The 16,506-nt window shown below is 41.6% G+C and carries 12 protein-coding genes and 1 pseudogene; 5 read left to right on the forward strand and 8 right to left on the reverse strand.

Annotation, left to right across the window (positions count from 1 at the left end; all coding sequences use genetic code 11):
• Positions 1–2: 2 nt before the first annotated feature.
• The gene (locus PSM_RS16045; protein ID WP_013462917.1) at positions 3–2,429 is read right to left on the reverse strand and encodes a YbcC family protein; all 2,427 of its coding nucleotides are present in this window, start codon (positions 2,427–2,429) and stop codon (positions 3–5) included.
• The gene (locus PSM_RS16050; RefSeq protein WP_013462918.1) at positions 2,426–3,994 is read right to left on the reverse strand and encodes an NADH-quinone oxidoreductase subunit L; all 1,569 of its coding nucleotides are present in this window, start codon (positions 3,992–3,994) and stop codon (positions 2,426–2,428) included. The genes PSM_RS16045 and PSM_RS16050 overlap by 4 nt, the downstream gene beginning before the upstream one ends.
• A 96-nt stretch (positions 3,995–4,090) precedes the next feature.
• On the opposite strand from PSM_RS16050, the gene PSM_RS16055 reads away from it, so the two are divergent.
• From PSM_RS16055 to PSM_RS16065, 3 genes are all read left to right on the forward strand, one after another.
• Positions 4,091–4,969 (forward strand): LysR family transcriptional regulator, encoded by an 879-nt coding sequence (locus tag PSM_RS16055; protein WP_013462919.1) that lies wholly within the window; start codon positions 4,091–4,093, stop codon positions 4,967–4,969.
• Positions 4,970–5,087: 118 nt separating this feature from the next.
• Positions 5,088–7,043: a hypothetical protein gene (locus tag PSM_RS16060; RefSeq protein ID WP_013462920.1), complete on the forward strand. Its 1,956-nt coding sequence runs from the start codon at positions 5,088–5,090 to the stop codon at positions 7,041–7,043.
• 61 nt (positions 7,044–7,104) lie between these two features.
• On the forward strand, positions 7,105–7,563 hold the full coding sequence (locus PSM_RS16065) for a TlpA family protein disulfide reductase (RefSeq protein ID WP_029609904.1): 459 nt from the start codon (positions 7,105–7,107) through the stop codon (positions 7,561–7,563).
• Between the two features lie 26 nt (positions 7,564–7,589).
• Here PSM_RS16065 and PSM_RS16070 read toward each other — a convergent pair whose 3' ends face one another.
• Entirely contained in the window at positions 7,590–8,900 is a 1,311-nt protein-coding gene (locus PSM_RS16070; RefSeq protein ID WP_013462922.1) for a DASH family cryptochrome, read from the reverse strand.
• A 131-nt stretch (positions 8,901–9,031) separates the two neighbouring features.
• Complete coding sequence (locus PSM_RS16075; RefSeq protein ID WP_013462923.1) at positions 9,032–10,759, reverse strand: DUF885 domain-containing protein; 1,728 nt, start codon at positions 10,757–10,759, stop codon at positions 9,032–9,034.
• 200 nt (positions 10,760–10,959) lie between these two features.
• On the opposite strand from PSM_RS16075, the pseudogene PSM_RS18655 reads away from it, so the two are divergent.
• Both PSM_RS18655 and PSM_RS16080 read left to right on the forward strand, forming a co-directional pair.
• Positions 10,960–11,133: pseudogene (locus tag PSM_RS18655) on the forward strand (DUF4202 domain-containing protein); the annotation flags it as partial.
• A gap of 41 nt (positions 11,134–11,174) precedes the next feature.
• On the forward strand, positions 11,175–11,681 hold the full coding sequence (locus PSM_RS16080; RefSeq protein ID WP_013462925.1) for a TFIIB-type zinc ribbon-containing protein: 507 nt from the start codon (positions 11,175–11,177) through the stop codon (positions 11,679–11,681).
• Between the two features lie 54 nt (positions 11,682–11,735).
• Here the strand turns inward: PSM_RS16080 and der are convergent, their stop codons facing one another.
• The 4 genes from der to hisS form a co-directional block, all read right to left on the reverse strand.
• Positions 11,736–13,205 carry a ribosome biogenesis GTPase Der gene (der, locus tag PSM_RS16085; protein ID WP_010389444.1) on the reverse strand — a complete coding sequence of 490 codons (1,470 nt, stop codon included), beginning with the start codon at positions 13,203–13,205 and terminating at the stop codon, positions 11,736–11,738.
• Between the two features lie 93 nt (positions 13,206–13,298).
• Positions 13,299–14,477 carry an outer membrane protein assembly factor BamB gene (bamB, locus tag PSM_RS16090; protein ID WP_013462927.1) on the reverse strand — a complete coding sequence of 393 codons (1,179 nt, stop codon included), beginning with the start codon at positions 14,475–14,477 and terminating at the stop codon, positions 13,299–13,301.
• Between the two features lie 10 nt (positions 14,478–14,487).
• Positions 14,488–15,108 carry a YfgM family protein gene (locus PSM_RS16095; protein ID WP_013462928.1) on the reverse strand — a complete coding sequence of 207 codons (621 nt, stop codon included), beginning with the start codon at positions 15,106–15,108 and terminating at the stop codon, positions 14,488–14,490.
• A 45-nt stretch (positions 15,109–15,153) separates the two neighbouring features.
• Positions 15,154–16,434 carry a histidine--tRNA ligase gene (gene hisS / locus PSM_RS16100; protein ID WP_013462929.1) on the reverse strand — a complete coding sequence of 427 codons (1,281 nt, stop codon included), beginning with the start codon at positions 16,432–16,434 and terminating at the stop codon, positions 15,154–15,156.
• Positions 16,435–16,506: the final 72 nt, after the last annotated feature.

Genomic DNA, 16,506 nt, shown 5'->3' on the forward strand with positions numbered 1-16,506 from the left:
GCTTATATTGGCTCATTAGAGGCTGAAATAGTTGAGAAATGTCCATTTTCGAACTGCTCTAGGGTATTATCATCGCCCCAGCGAATGAGAGTGAGCCAATGGTTATCAATCAGCTCCTTCACCATGACATGTTTGTTATAAATTGCCGCGATTGCCGATTGCGGCGCAGCAATATATACATTAAGGCGAATTGGTTCGTGCATCCATTTTTCCCCATTGTGCAGTGACTGCATGGCTAAGCCAATACGAAGGTCACCGCCATTACCTTCAAATAATCCAATATTACCGCCGACTGCATTGTGGAGTATTTTATTACCACTGCCGTATTTATGGTTGTCGGTAACCGAGGCATTATATTGACTATTGATCCAATGGGTTACTATCATGGGTGCGGTCATAATCAGTTCTAATACCGCAAATTCGTTATCGTTTTCCCATTCATAATCATGTAAAAAACAGCGTCCTTGTAAGTTAACACTGCGAGTCCAGGCTCGTGGTGCAACAATAAAGGCGGCGTTATTAGCAAGCCCCCATTCTGGGCGTACTTGCGACCAATCGCGGGCACGCTGTTGATAAGCATGGTTAATTTCATCCGCGGTTTTATTAACTAACTGCGGGTCGATATTTACTAAGCGTTCTTGCTGAGCGGTTTGCGTGGCAACGGTTAGCCATTTTTTTAGATTGTCATTAAGCTCGGTATCGTAAGCGGTGATGACATCCGTGGTTGTGTTATGAATAGCGGCAATAAATTGCGTGCTCTGTGCCAGTGTTAGCCCTCGCTCTTTAAGCGCTTGGCGCACTTGGGTATCGTTTAGTAAGTTAGCCAGCACGCGTACATTAACTTCGCCACTTTGCCCTCCACAGGCTCCACATTCTAGGCCAGCGCTGTGCAAGTTATTAGTTGTATGACTGGCGTGACCTACCAACATAACATGCGGCGCAAACTCTTTTATTCCTAAGGTGTTAAGCACTTTTTGAGCTAAGTCGGTTTTGTCTTTTAGGGTCAGTTTTTGCTGATTTTGTGTTAATTGCCAGTCGGTGGTTGCGCACTTTTTAGCTTTACCTTTAGGTAAAAAGGTATTTTTTATTAATTTAAATGCATACAGCCAGCCTGCTGATTCAACCATAGAAAACGATGAGGGGGCTGATTTTGACCAACTTTGCCATGTAGCACTATTTTGACGAGATGCTTCAAGCGCCGCGTCTTTGTGTGTTTGTGTGGCATGTATGGCTGGTTTGAGTAGCCCTGGTAGTTGAGGACGAGTAATTGCACTACCATTTTCTTGATATTCTAGTGGCAAGCCAAAAAAACCGGCAAAGCCGAAGGTTTCTATATTTTTACTTTGCGATTCAAGCGCGCGGCGAATAACCTCTGAGCGTACATCAATACAAAACACTGCTTGTAATTGAGCGTTGTTCACTGGCGTTTTAGTGGCGTTTTGTAGCGCATGATTAAGCGGGTATTGATAGCTCAGCTCCAGTGCTTTTGCCCACACCCATAATGGCTTTTGTGCCAATTTGTGTGCATGCAGGCGCTCAATTACGAGTGACTTTTCTTGCTGCCACTGACTTTGTAGTTGTTTAAATGAAGCACTATCATGATCTGCCAGATACTGCCAAATAACCAAGTCCCATGCCATTCGCATGGCCAGTAGCTGTTTCATATCATCTTTGGGTTTAGCGTAAAGTTGGCCTTGGAATCGTAAATACGCCAACCACGATGCCCAACCATTAATATCTAAAAGCAGCGAATGAGCATATAACTCTAACGAGTCGTTATCTATATTAAGGGTTGAGAGTGTTAGTGCAATCAGTTCATCAGCGCAAGTGGGCAGTCGCTTAAAGTAGCCATTTAAATGCTTTTCATCCATTACAATACTAATGCCTTTATCCGCTTGAATAACGGTTAACCAATGGCGATATAAAGGTGATTGTGATGATGTGTCATCACCATGAAGCATAGGGCCAAGCTGCTGATAATGCGCGGCACAAAACTGGCTCAATTGATGGGTGATTTCATCATGCCAAGCCATTTTATGTTTATTGCGCTGCTGGTCGAGTAAATCTGCAATGTTGTGCCAATCCACTAAAGGAACATCAATGTGAAGGGTTTTTATGAGTTGCTCATGCGTAAAGTCACTGTTAAGTAACTTGGCTGCATCGGCTAAGTGGTTATCAGTAATAATGCCGTTGTCGTACTTGTGCTGATAAAAGTCTTTAGGCATTAGCATATTGGCATTACATAAGGTATCAATGCGTGCGCTTACATCTTCAATAGGAAGGTGGCGCATTTCCCAAAATGGGTTAACGGCAATCATCTGATCTAAAGGCCAGTTTGGTGCTATGTAACCGCATACTTTATTAAGTATGTTGTTTTCAGTGTCACTTAACGATAATGCCGTGTGATTTGAATGCGTTTGATTGCTCATTTTGATTCCTCAACGGTGATTCCAGCTGCATGATTTTTTAAATCGGTGTGGCCATTATTAGGTAAATTTATCGGCCATATTTTTAGGGTTAACCGCGTAAACCACTCATCTAAATACAAACCTGCAAATAATAGGGTGGAAAGTGATTTAACCTGTGGTCGCCAAGACTGGTAGCGTAAAAAGTAGCTGGCAATCATTAACGTTAAAATAAGGGCTATTACCCAGCTATCGGCGAGGCTAAATGCAGCTTCGCGCCACTGCTCAAGCTCTAGTGCTAAAGTAAATATATTTTTAGCAACCACATAACTAATAACAACTAATAGTGCGACTAGCAGTTTTTTACTGTGAGTTTGCACGCTAGAAGCGCCATGTTGGTTGGCCAGTAAAATAGTTAAAGCCGATGCTAAAAGTAGCCACACACTGACCGCGCCTTGATAGCCACTAATGGTCCATGCAGCGCTAACTAGGGTAATCGACACCAATGCCCCCGTTAACCAAGCAAAGCACGTGGGTGATTGTTTTGGAATGTGGCGGCGAATCAGATCTTCGTTTACACCGTTGCCTGAGTTTAAAAATGCAAAGGCTTTATAGGTTGAATGAGTAACAAGGTGAAGCAGAGCCAGTTCAAATAATCCCAGCGCACATTCTATGAGCATTAATCCCATTTGCGCACTGGTAGACCAAGCAAGCCTTACTTTAACGCTTATTCGGGTAGTCATTATCAAAGCGCTGATCACCGTAGTTAAACCAGCAATAATTAAAATTAACCACTGTGCAGCCGCAGCTTGAATAAACAAAGGCGCAAATAAAATTAATAAAAAGCCACCTAAATTTATCACCCCAGCATGCAATAAGGCACTGACGGGTGTAGGCACCTCAACCACTTTGATTAGCCAGCCATGCATAGGCAACTGAGCACATTTGATTAAAGCTGCAAAAGCGATTAAAAAGGCCGCGAGTTGTTCAGCCAAAGATAGCGGTAGTGTGGTGGTGTGATAAAAAGTAGTGATATCGCTAATGTATAGGCTATTGTGAGTAACCGATAAAATAATAAATGCGACGAGTAATAAGGATTCGGCTACGCGTGCCACAATAAACTTTTTATGAGCGGCGAGTACCGCACGAGGGCGCTCAGGATAAAACATTAATAGCTTGTGCAGTGCTAAACTAATTGCCACCCAGCCTAGCCAAAATAGCGCTAAGTGATTGCTCATAACTACAATCATCACTGCGGTTACGGTTAATAGCAGCCAGCGCCAAAAGTAGTTTACACGTGGCTCACCTTGCATATAGTGTTTGCAAAACCGAATTAATATTAGCGTTATGAACAGGATTAGTCCTAGCATAATAGCGCGGGTCACTGAGAGCGATAAGAAACTCAGTAAATCAAAGGCATAAATACGATAAAGTGCAACGGCACTGATAAATGCAACACTATTAAATAGCATCACTTTAAACAGTACATTGCCATTTGAGGCACAAGGTTGTCGGCCAATTAGCCACGCCGCTAAAAATGTGCTTAATGGCATCATTAGTAATAACAACGAAATAATATACTCGCTCATTCAGTGCTCCTTATTTAGTTATTGGAGTATGACAAACTAGATAACTAAATAAAAATAGATATAATGCATATAAACGTTCTATAAAAGAGAACTACAATGAGCCGTTTGAACTACCATCACTTGTATTATTTTTGGTCTGTTGCCCGAATTGGTAACTTAACCCAAGCAGCTAAAGAGCTGCATTTATCGCAGTCAGCGCTCTCCACTCAAATTAAACAGCTAGAGCACACCATTAATATTCAGTTATTTGAACGTAAAGGACGTACCTTGGCATTAACCGATATGGGAAAGCGGGTGCAAATGTACGCTAACGATATATTCACTAAGGGCGAAGAACTGTCGTCTTTTATTCATAAAGGGATGATTTCCCAAACTCAGCATTTATCAATCGGGGTGCTTAATACGCTCTCTCGTAACTTTATCGAGGAATTTATTAACCCTTTAATGAGTAACGACGAAGTACGCTTTTCGCTTACTGCAGGGCGTATGGATGGGCTATTAAATGGTTTGGCAGAGCACGAACTGGATTTAGTTTTAACCAATAAACCCATCGGACTTGAGCACTACGATCAACTGTGGCAAAGCCAGTTGGTATCTCGTCAGCCATTAGCCATAGTGGGCCCTGCAGATAAAAAAACACGCGGTCAATTTCCTACCGGTTACACAGATGCACAATGGGTGCTACCCAGTAAAACCTCCGCGATTAGAGACTCATTTAATGCTTTGTGTGCCCGCTGGCAATATCAGCCAAAAATAAAAGCAGAGGCTGATGATATGGCTATGCTGCGATTACTTGCTCGTGATAGTGGTGCACTATCGGTATTGCCATCAGTTGTAGTAAAGGATGAAATAGAACAAGGCCTATTAGTTGAATACCAACGTTTACCTGATGCATTTGAGCACTTTTATGCCATTACCGCACAGCGCAAATTTGTACCTGATATACTCAAATCATTGCTCGCCAAAACGTGTTAATTACTTTTAAACTAACGTTTTTATTAAAATATTTTATGCTTGAATAATAAAAAAGAATTAAAGGTTTTAATTAGATGGCCGACAAAGTACTTAATTGTACTGAAGATTAAGGATAATCATGGTTAATAAACTACAAGGCAATTATGCTAACCTAAATGCGTTGCTTGCCCAATCAGTCAATAATTCAAACCAAACCAGTATGCCCACAGGTTTGCAATCGCGTGCTCACTTAGCGCCAAGCACGGCAATAATCACCGATGAAATGCTCAGTCAGTTTAGTGACGAACAAGTCGATGAAATACTTAATCAGCAATTATCCTCTTTACTCACGATTTCCAGCGCACCCAGTGGCTCAAATTATAAACTCTCCAGTGAAGAGGTTGCGCTGCGAACGGTTATAAGTTCTCAGCAAGAGGGCCTATTAAAAAATGAACGTAGTGATCAGTTAATTGAGCGTTTAAACAGCTCGGTAAAAAATATTCAGGGCGCTTATGCTAACACTAGCGATATTTTATCAAACTTGGGGCAGCTTGGGTTCAATCAAAAAACGTTTTTAGCGTCTAGTCAGCAGCGTGTTGAACGCTCGCTAGACCCCTTTATGGAAAGTTTTAACCGCGAGCGATATGAGGATGATGATAACTATGGATTTGAGCTGTCGGTAAAAACCAAAGAAGGTGATGTTATTAAAATCACTTTTCATTCTGCGCAAGGTTACGATGAGGAAACAGGCGAAACCACTGACGAATTTAGCGTAAGTTATGAAGTAGATGGCGACTTATTTGAGGCTGAACACCAAGCATTAACGCAAGTATTTTCTGGTGTAGGCGAAATGGCAGATGAATTTTTTAAAGCTAAACAAAGCGCTTACAGTCGTTATGTACCCGCAAACCAAACTGATTTAGATTTAAGCTTTTTAAGCAATTTTGATAATAAACAGCTTTCGGGTTTTGATTTGTATTTTTCAACGTCAGAGGGAAATACTGCCGATGCTGATGGAGCGCTACTTGGAAAAGACAATGAGCTTAATTTAAGTTATACCCTTGATGAAGATTCAGAGCAGCAAATACTCGAGTTTGAATCGGTAAATGGTCAGAACAACATTGATTTTTCGCTCGATATGTCAACCATTGGCGCGCAAGACAAAAGCCAAATGCAGCAATACATAAAAGCGCTCGATAAAAGTTTAGAAGATAGCCAGCTCAATAGCTCAGAGAAAAGTACGCGTTCGGCGTTTGGCCAAAAAAGTGATGAAGTAATGAAACAAGGGTTGGCTGTATTTAAAAGTGCGTTTAGTAGTATGTCATCAGCCGCTGAGCGCTATAGTCAAATAGAGTCAGTAGCTACACAGCAGTTTACTAACGGACGCGAGCTAGTAGCTGATTTGGTTGACAATATGATCACCCGTGATCCACGCTATCAAGGGCTAGGAAGCAGTAATAAAAATTCCCTAGGCGATGGGATTTCTAAGTTAGCTGATTTTGATGCAAAATTCTCTTTTGCAATGGATCAAGGTGATTACATAGCAACAAGCACCACAAAGCTGAGCCAAAATACAGAATACCAAAAGTCAGCAGGATTAACTGGGGTTACTCAAGATAAAGCGGCGAGCACACGTTTTAATTATGAAGAAGGTAACCGCTCTGACATCCCCCCTGATTATTATGATAAACAAGAAAATTACACTGTTGGTACCGCTGTAAAAAATAACGAATTGGTTGCCCTTGATCAGGCTCATGAGGTGGATGTAGATAAAAAAGTGTATCAGTTTAATCCCGAAATATCTCAATACGAGCTAAAAAAGGAATTAAAAGAAACAACCACCAGTGAGAGCAATATTCGTCTTATTAACGATATTTGGCTCGAGAAAAATGAAGATAGTCATCGTATGGATGAAAGAAAACGACTTAGTGGTGTGGGGGCAACGAATGAGTTTAGAACAACATCGAGTTATTCACATACGCAATTAGTGACGTTAATCGGTGATTTAGAAAAATTAGAACAAAACAAAGAAGCTAAACGTGAGTACTTAGCCGTTTTATCACAAGTGGATGATTTTATGGATAAAAGTAAGTAAGTGTATTCACTTAAGCTCGATTGTGGGTATAGTAGCTAAAACACTATTTAAGTATAAGGTTATGTTAAAACAATTAATTTTACTCTTTATTTTGACTCTACCACTGGCAGCGAATGCAACGTTCAAACCACACTCAGACGCTGTTACTGCTAAGCGTTTATTAAGCGAGCACGATAAATTTGCTAAGCAATACCAAACATTCTCGCCTACACCGCAAGACGTTGTATTGATGCAAAAATTAGCAGGTAAAGAGTTGTTAGTGCTTTTAGGTAGCTGGTGTCATGACAGTGCTCGCGAAGTACCTCGATTAATAAAGTTACTTGATGAGTCTAAGGTTGAACTTTCGAAAATAACCTTTGTTACTGTAGGTTATGACAAACGTGATGAGGCAGGTATTGCGCTAGCGCATGACTTACAATATACCCCCACTTTTATTATTAAGCATAACGGGGTTGAAGTTAACCGCGTAGTAGAAAAACCCAGCGGCACTCTCGCCCAAGATTTGACCTTGGGCTTATAGCCAGTATTATGTTCGAGGTTTTATTATTACACAGGCCAGTCGGCGGCGTCTAAATCATCTAACTGTGCATCGCAGTGCTCATTCCCTTGCCATTTGGCAATATATTCACCGTGTGGGTCGTATTGCTGGGTTTGTTTTGCCAAATTAAAGTGTCGCCCACCGCGCGGATCGACCCCAACCCCAGCAATATATTGCCAGTTGCCCCAATTAGCGGCTACATCGTAATCAATAAGTTGTTGTTCAAAGTAAGCAGCGCCATAGCGCCAGTCTAGTTGTAGTTCGTTGACCAAACAGCTGGCTGCAATTTGTCGTGAACGGTTAGTGATAAAGCCCGTTGCGTTAAGCTCTTTCATAATAGCGTTAACTAGCGGAAATGGGGTACTGCCTTGGCACCATTTTGCAAAACGGTTCGGGCTAAACGTGGTCAGTGGCGAGCTTTGTTTTTTACCTTTAAAAGTAAATAACTGATGCTTCACATTAATTGCATGCCACTTAAAATACTCACGCCAGAGCAATTCAAACTTGATCCAGTATGTTGATTCATTTTCCCCATGCTGCGCTTCATAAGCATCGACTGCACAAAAAATTTGCTTGGCACTAATACAACCAAAAGCCAGCCAGCTACTAAATTTAGTCGAGTTATCAAAGCCACCCAGCTCATTACGGGTGATTTTATAGCTGCTTGGTAAAGCTGATGAAAAGTACTGTAGACAATGCGCAAGGCCGGCTTTGTGTCCACCTTGGAGTAAAGGGTTTCCTGTTGGCGGCTCTGATATAGGCTGTTTAGCACATAAAATAATAGGCGGTGGAAGTCTTTTTGCTGAGAACGGCACTGAGGATAAACTGATACCAGTGGCTTCGATTTTTTTTCTAAAAGGGGTAAAGCCGGTTGGTAAATCAGCAAGTTCAAAGGGCAGTTGTTGCTGTTGATATAAGGTATCTTGCATCACAGATTTAAATACCACAGTAGCGCATTTCGATTTAAGCGCGGTAATTTGGCGTTGCTCATAAACGCCTATTTGCTCGCTATAAACAACTTCATCAATGCCAAGCTCATTAATACGCTGTGTTAATACCCTTACCGGATCGCCTTCTAAAATATGCAAGGTTTGGCCAAGCCCTAAAACAGACTCCTGTAGCTCGTATAGGCTTTGCATTAGAAAGCGTTGTTTATGTACACCATAGGGTTTTTGTTGATAGTTATTGCTTTTAAACCAAGCAGGATTGATCACAAATACGATATCAAGTTCACATTGTTGTTGTGATAAATCATTGAGTATGGGGTTGTCATCAATGCGCAAATCATTTTGCAGCCAATACAGAATACGTTTTTTCATACTTAAGCTCTGGTTTTTAAAATCATTAACTTTACGAAACAAAAGCGGGTAGGGATTAGTTTTGAGGTGTTTAATAGGGCTTTAAAAAGAGGCGGTAACAATACCGCCTCTCAATTTGTTCTAGCTTTATTTTAAATAGCTGATTTTTGCTGTGCTATCCAGTCATTAATTACATCTTCAAGTACCGCCATAGGGAGTGAACCTTGACCAATAACGGTATCGTGGAAGCTGCGTATATCAAATTGTGCGCCTAGCTGTTTTTCTGCTTTGGCACGTAGTTCGCGTATTTTAATTTCGCCCATTTTGTATGAAAGCGCTTGGCCTGGCCAAGAAATATAGCGGTCTATTTGATCTTCCACTGCGCTTTGTGGCAAAGCGGTATGATCAGCCAAATAATCAATCGCCTTTTGGCGGCTCCAGCCAAAGGCATGAATACCGGTATCAACCACTAAGCGCACAGCGCGCCACATTTCGTAGCCTAAACGGCCAAAGTCACTGTATGGGCTTTGGTAAAAGCCCGCTTCTTTACCTAAACGCTCTGTATAAAGTGCCCAGCCTTCGCCAAAAGCAGAGTGACTAAGGGTGCGTCTAAATTCAGGAACGTCTAATTCCATAGCAATGGCGTTTTGTAAATGATGCCCAGGTATGGCTTCGTGTAGGCTAAGTGCTTCTAAATTATATAAAGGCTGCAGTTTTGGAGTTGAGGCTAAAAAGTAAGTCCCCGGTGAGCGATTATCTGGCGGTGGCATATAAAATGCGCCACGACTAGCAGAGCCTTTAATGGTAAAAGTATTGCGCGGTAAGTGGCCAAAGTAAGTAGGGAGTTTGCCGTACATTTTTTGGGTTATAAAGGCGGTTTTTTCGAGCAAGTCTTGAGGATCGGTTGCGTAAAATTGCTCATCGGTTGCCAAAAATTCTAAAAACTCGCTATAGCTGCCATCAAAGCCAACTTCATCAATAATACTTTGCATTTGCGCTTTGATGCGTGCCACTTCTTTAAGGCCAAGCTCATGGATTTGCTTGGGGGTCGCATTTGTTGTGGTGTAATAATTTACTGTATATTTGTAATAATCAAGGCCCCCTTTGATGCTTGCAATACCGGGCTGCGCTCTACAATGTGACATATATTCGTTTTCAAAAAAGTCGTAAAAGTGCTCGTAAGCAGGCACGACTTTTGAGGCAATTAACGCTTTAGCTTTATTTTGGTAAGTTTCTTTTTGCGCTGCGCTAAATGTATTAGGGATACGAGTAAATGGCTCATATAAGGCGCTATTCTCAGGTTGTTTAACTATATGGGCGCTAATACTTTGGCCATAATTTTTAAATGTTTCGCAGTAGTGGGTAAAACCAGTTTGAATGCCTTGCTTCAGTAAATTAATGTTTTGCTGATTAAAGCGCGGGTAATCACCAAGGCTCACTAAAAAGGCATCGTAATCCTCGGCGGTTAAAAAGGCCATGTTAGCCGGCGCTTCTGCAAAGTAAGTATGCCAGCCACTTAAAAAATTAACCGGAAAGTATTTATCTTGGTAAAGGTAGCTTTGCTGCTCGGTTTCTCGCTCATATTTAAATAAGCGGTAGTTCATTAGCTGCTCGCTATTGAGCGTTTTAGGATCAATGCTGGCTAAGCTTTTTAGTACGCTGTTGTTATAAGCTTGGCGCTTAGCAATGGCTTGCTCGCTCCAATTTGGTAATGTGCCGTTTGGTTTCCAACCATCTGGATCGGTTCTAAAAAATATTTTCTCAGCTTTGGCGTTTTGCCAGTGGTTATCAATAATGGTTTTTAAATCGCTGTTACTGTCGGCTAAGCTTGGCAGCGAGGTGGCTGCTAAGGCAATAGCTAAAATTGTTTTTTTTAGCATGTTGAATTTCACTTTTTAAAATTTTAATTATTATTTATGCGCGCTGATTTTATGATAATAACAAGTTCACTCAATTAATGCGTTGGTTTTTAACAGCAGTCTAGCTTATTGTTTTACTGGTGTTTAAAATAAAACATATTGGGGTGGCGATATTTAATAACGTATTTTGCTAACCGATAAGGCGAATAGCCAACACCCAAATATTTATTGAGCATTTCATGCTTAGCTTTGCAGGTTCGAAATCCGATTATGATGAAGAAAAATGGATTGGGATTACTCGCTGTACTTGGAAAAAAATGTCAGATAATGCACATGAGTTTGTATTGGCAGGTCACACACCATTAATTGGCCTGATACACAAAGCGTTAGAATAACTATTTAACTTTAGGTATTAAAATAAAAAGGATTTTTGAAAATGTTGTGCCCTCGAACAAATACACCATTGGAGCCTATATTAGTTGGCGGTATCACTGTTTATACATCGTCGTTAGGCGGCGTTTTTTTCGATAACAGCCAAATTTTTAAATTTAGCTCGCCAGAGTTAAAACATGGTCAGGTTTTACTTAAGTATTTGAGTAATTATGCCGAAGGTGAGGGTGAAGTCGCAATGCGAGTAAATTGCCCTAAATGCCCAAGCATAGTGATGATGCGTAGGTATTTTTCACCGCTAAAAGCAGTTGAAATAGATGAATGCCCAAGCTGTGCAGGAATATGGCTTGATAGTGGCGAATTAAGCAAAATACACGAAAACCATTTAACACCCAAAGAACGAAAACTGCTAGCCCATGAAATGGCCACCAATCATGGGTTTATAACTATTAAGCCGCCAAAATCGAAATATTATCCTAAAGCGCCTAAAAACGTTCAAGGCACTACAGTTGAACGGCTGGTGCAATTGGCATTACTTAATTTTGAATCATAAAAAACGGCGTCCTATAAAGTACGCCGTTTTTTTCAATTGACTAAATTAAAGCCATTACGATTTATTGCGGTTTTCTTTACTAAACGCGCGAATTTTACGTTTTTGCGACAACGTTACTTTATTAGTACGCCCTGCAAATGGGTTATCGCCTTCTCTAAATTCAATTTTGATTGGGGTGCCCATAATCTTAAGTGCTTTACGGTAGTAGTTCATTAGGTAGCGTTTGTAGCTATCAGGTAAATCATGAACTTGGTTACCATGAATGACGATACGCGGTGGGTTATAACCCCCAGCATGCGCATATTTAAGCTTAACACGACGACCGCGAACAAGCGGTGGCTGGTGATCTGCTTGTGCCATATCCATGATACGACGTAACATAGCGGTGCTTATACGTTTAGTTGCCGACTCATACGCTTCGTCAACTGATTCAAATAAATGACCAACACCCGTACCATGTAGCGCAGAGATAAAGTGCAAGCGGGCAAAATCAATAAAGCCTAAGCGACGATCAAGCTCAGTTTTAATACGATCTTTAACGTAGTTATCTAGGCCATCCCACTTGTTCACGGCAATAACCAATGAGCGCCCTGAGTTAAGGGCAAAGCCTAATAAGCTTAAATCTTGATCTGAAATACCATCGCGGGCATCAACCACTAATAGCACCACGTTACAATCTTCGATTGCTTGTAGTGTTTTAATGACTGAGAACTTCTCAACCACGTCACTTACTTTTTTGCGTTTACGCACACCGGCTGTATCGATAAGAATATATTCTTTATCATTACGGGTCATCGGAATATAGATAGAGTCGCGCGTTGTACCTGGCATATCGTATACAATAACGCGATCTTCACCCAGTATACGGTTAGTCAGGGTTGACTTACCAACGTTAGGACGACCAATAATAGCCAGCTTTACCGGCTTGTCGGCAAACGCTTGGTGATCTGTGTCATCTTCTTCACCTTCTTGATATAAGTCGATAAGCTCTTCATCGTCATCGGCTACATCTTCATCAAGTGCGGCAAGTTCAGCAATAACTGGCTGAAGTGTTTGTTCGAGCAGTAAAGTGATACCACGACCATGTGCAGCAGCGATATGATGAACTTCACCAAGTGAAAGTTGATAAAACTCAGCACAGTTCGAGTCAGCATCAATGCCGTCTGTTTTATTGGCTACCACAAAGCACTTTTTCTCTTGCTTACGTAAGTGATTAGCAATGGCTTGATCAGCGACTGTCATACCCACACGGGCATCAACTAAAAATAAAACAATATCCGCTTCTTCAATGGCTAGTAATGACTGATCAGCCATTTCGGTTTCGATACCTTCTTCTGAGCCATCAATACCACCCGTATCTACCACGATAAATTCAAAGCCGTCGTAATTTGCTTGGCCATATTTTCTATCACGCGTTAAGCCAGGAAAATCGGCAACGAGTGCATCACGAGTACGTGTTAAACGGTTAAATAATGTGGATTTGCCCACATTGGGTCGCCCTACAAGAGCGATCACGGGAAGCATAAACTACCTCTTTAAAAAACAACAAAAGGCTTCGCAGTGCGAAGCCTTACAAAAAATAATTAACTATTAGTGCCTTACACTAATAGTAGACAGTTAGTTCGGTATTTTTACCGCGCTAACTTCACCATCACGGGTGTATAAAATCAACTTATCGTCAGCAACAACAGGCTCAACAAAAAAACCTGAGCTGTCAAAGTCTTCACGAGATACTAGCTCGCCAGTGTCTTTATTTAACCAATGCAAATTGCCTTCTTGGTCACCTAACGCTAAATAATTACCGGCAACCGCTGGGCCTGTTAAGTACCAGCCACGAAGAGCAGGTTGGCTCCAACGCTCAATGCCTGAATCTTTATCAAGTGCATAAACAACGCCGTTACTATCAACAACGTAAATTGTTTGCAAATCCATGGCAATTTCACGGTAGCTGCTGTATTCACGTTTCCATACAACATTACCAGAACGAATATCAACTGCTGATAAGTTCCCATTGTATGCAATCGCATAAGCAAACGGGCCACTAATAAGTGGTTGTGTATCAACATCAACTAAACGCTCAAACTCTGATGCGCCTTTTGCTACTGCAATTTCTGCGCTCCACGCTGAGTAGCCGCTCTCAGAAATTAAAACACTGAGCTTACCTGTTTCAAGGCCAACCAACACACCACCATTAGCGACGGTTGGTGAACTTTGACCGCGTAAGGTAAGTGCTGGCACTTCTTGCTCAAAGCTCCAGCGCTCTTCACCCGTATCAGGATGCAGGGCCAGTAACTTACCTGATGCTAAATTAACAAACACTAAACCATCGCCTGCAGCAGGTTTAGACAGTGATTCGCCTGGTACTTTTTTACGCCATACCTCTTTACCTGTCTCACGATCAAGGGCAATGACATAGCCATGTTCTGAACCTAAATAGATTTTACCATAAGCTTGTAATATTCCGCCTGATAATTTTGCACTATCGTTATCGCTCCAAGGCCAAAACGATAAATCATGACGAACATCGGTTTCCCAAAGCGTATCACCATTGGCAAGTGATAACGCTTCTACTTGGCCTTCGCGACTCGCTACATACACAGTATCTTTATAAACAGCTGGTGATAGGCGTGAGAAGTAATGCTCTACACCGCTACCTATTGATTCTTGCCAAACAACTTCTGTTTCAAACTGATTGGCTATTTCAGGAAGTACCAGTTCTTCATCATCATCACTTGATGAACAGCCCATAAGTGTTGCTATACAAAGGGCGAGCGTTGCTGTTGTTATTTTTCTCATGCCTAAAACCTTATGCCGCTGGGCTAGTTACTGCTAGGTCATCTAACTTAATTTGTAATAGAGGATTGCTGGTTAATCCACCGGCATCAACCGCAGCTTGGTAGGCTACGCGTGCTTGTTCTTTATTGCCTTGCTGAGTGTAAATATCGCCTTTTAACTCAGCAATATTTGCATTAAATGCCTCTGGCAATGGTGAATTTAATGTAGTTAATGCGTCATCGTATTGTTGTTGAGCAATTTGCACACGCGCTAAACGCGTAGTGGCAATGGCTTTTAGCTGCGCGTTATCGACATTTGATACAATCCAGCTTAGCTTTTCATTCGCTACATCTAATTTTTGTGCATCTACCGCTTCTTTTGCAGCAACAAATGCCGCTAAAGTTGCGTACTGAGTGTCTTTATTTTCACTGATGAAGGCATCAGCAGAGGCTAATACGTCATCACTTTCAACAAGCTTAGTGTAGGCATCAGATGCTTGCTCTGCTGTTGTTATTTGGTTTTGGTTGTAGGCCTTCCAACCGTACAAACCACCTAAGCCAACAATTACACCTAACGCAAGTGATAGGCCGTTTTCACGAAAAAAGCGTTTAATCGCTTCTGCTTGTTGTTCTTCAGTTGAATAAATTTCCATGCTTACCTCTATTAAAGCGCTTTACTCGCTGCGCTTTATGTAATTTTAACTATTAATTAGTTCTGCAAGTAGCGCTTTAGCTTGTTCTAGTTCTAATGTGACTTGTTCTTTACGCTCACGTAAATACTTTATGGTCACAACGCCTTGCTCTAATTCATCTTCACCGATAATAACCGCGACTAATGCATCGCTTTTATCAGCACGTTTTAATTGTTTTTTAAAGTTACCACCGCCAGCATGCACCATAACGCGTAATCCAGGTACGTCTCGACGTAACGTAGATGCAATAATAGGCGCTTGAATGCTGGCTTTGTCGCCCATGGCTGCTAAATATACATCAGTACTACGGCGTATGTCACCTACACATTCAAGTGCTTGAAGTAGTAAAACTAGGCGCTCTAATCCCATCGCAAAACCAACTGCCGGGGTTGATTTACCGCCTAATTGCTCAACTAAGCCATCATAACGACCACCGGCACATACTGTACCCTGTGCACCTAAGCTATCGGTTACCCATTCAAATACAGTACGGTTGTAATAATCTAAGCCACGAACTAGCTTTTCATTAACCGTGTATTTGACGCCTGCGGCATCTAATCGTTCACATAAATTTTCAAAATGTTCTTTTGATTCAGTATCTAAATGTTCAGATAATTTTGGCGCATCCACTAATATTGCCTGTATATCTGGGTTTTTAGTATCCAAAACGCGCAGCGGGTTAGAGTACATACGACGCTTAGAGTCTTCATCTAGTACATCGGTATGTTGTTCTAAGAAGGCAATTAAGGCATCACGGTACTGCGCGCGCGCTTCATTTGAGCCTAATGAGTTAAGCTCTAAGCGTACATGGTCGCTTATGCCAAATGCTTCCCAAAGTTGCGCCGTGAGTAATATAACTTCAGCGTCTATATCGGCGCTGGCAATACCAAAGGTTTCTAAACCAAATTGGTGAAATTGACGGTAACGACCTTTTTGTGGGCGTTCATGGCGAAACATAGGGCCCATGTACCAAAGGCGTTGTTCTTGATTGTATAACAGGCCATTTTCGTTACCTGCACGTACACACACCGCGGTACCCTCAGGGCGCAGAGTTAAATTATCACCGTTACGATCGGCAAAGGTGTACATTTCTTTTTCTACAATATCGGTTACTTCACCAATAGAGCGTTTAAATAGGTCGGTTGATTCTACAATTGGAAAACGAATTTCTTGATAACCAAACGATGATACGGTCTCGCGTAAAATGTGCTCTACTTTCTGCCAAACTTGCGTATCGCCTGGCAGGCAATCGTTCATACCGCGAACTGCCTGAATTTGTTTTGCCACTGATAAATCCTAAATCTGTTTATGTGCAGTCTTAGACTGCAACCACGTAAAACTAAAAAAATCGACCGCGCA

The sequence above is a fragment of the Pseudoalteromonas sp. SM9913 genome (assembly GCF_000184065.1).
GTDB lineage: Bacteria > Pseudomonadota > Gammaproteobacteria > Enterobacterales > Alteromonadaceae > Pseudoalteromonas > Pseudoalteromonas tetraodonis.

Excerpts from the sequence above, each read along its gene's own strand:
- PSM_RS16045 (WP_013462917.1), bottom strand. The coding sequence starts at position 2,429 with ATGAGCAATCAAACGCATTCAAATCACACGGCATTATCGTTAAGTGAC.
- PSM_RS16050 (WP_013462918.1), bottom strand. The coding sequence starts at position 3,994 with ATGAGCGAGTATATTATTTCGTTGTTATTACTAATGATGCCATTAAGC.
- PSM_RS16055 (WP_013462919.1), top strand. The coding sequence starts at position 4,091 with ATGAGCCGTTTGAACTACCATCACTTGTATTATTTTTGGTCTGTTGCC.
- PSM_RS16060 (WP_013462920.1), top strand. The coding sequence starts at position 5,088 with ATGGTTAATAAACTACAAGGCAATTATGCTAACCTAAATGCGTTGCTT.
- PSM_RS16065 (WP_029609904.1), top strand. The coding sequence starts at position 7,105 with ATGTTAAAACAATTAATTTTACTCTTTATTTTGACTCTACCACTGGCA.
- PSM_RS16070 (WP_013462922.1), bottom strand. The coding sequence starts at position 8,900 with ATGAAAAAACGTATTCTGTATTGGCTGCAAAATGATTTGCGCATTGAT.
- PSM_RS16075 (WP_013462923.1), bottom strand. The coding sequence starts at position 10,759 with ATGCTAAAAAAAACAATTTTAGCTATTGCCTTAGCAGCCACCTCGCTG.
- PSM_RS16080 (WP_013462925.1), top strand. The coding sequence starts at position 11,175 with ATGTTGTGCCCTCGAACAAATACACCATTGGAGCCTATATTAGTTGGC.
- der (WP_010389444.1), bottom strand. The coding sequence starts at position 13,205 with ATGCTTCCCGTGATCGCTCTTGTAGGGCGACCCAATGTGGGCAAATCC.
- bamB (WP_013462927.1), bottom strand. The coding sequence starts at position 14,477 with ATGAGAAAAATAACAACAGCAACGCTCGCCCTTTGTATAGCAACACTT.
- PSM_RS16095 (WP_013462928.1), bottom strand. The coding sequence starts at position 15,108 with ATGGAAATTTATTCAACTGAAGAACAACAAGCAGAAGCGATTAAACGC.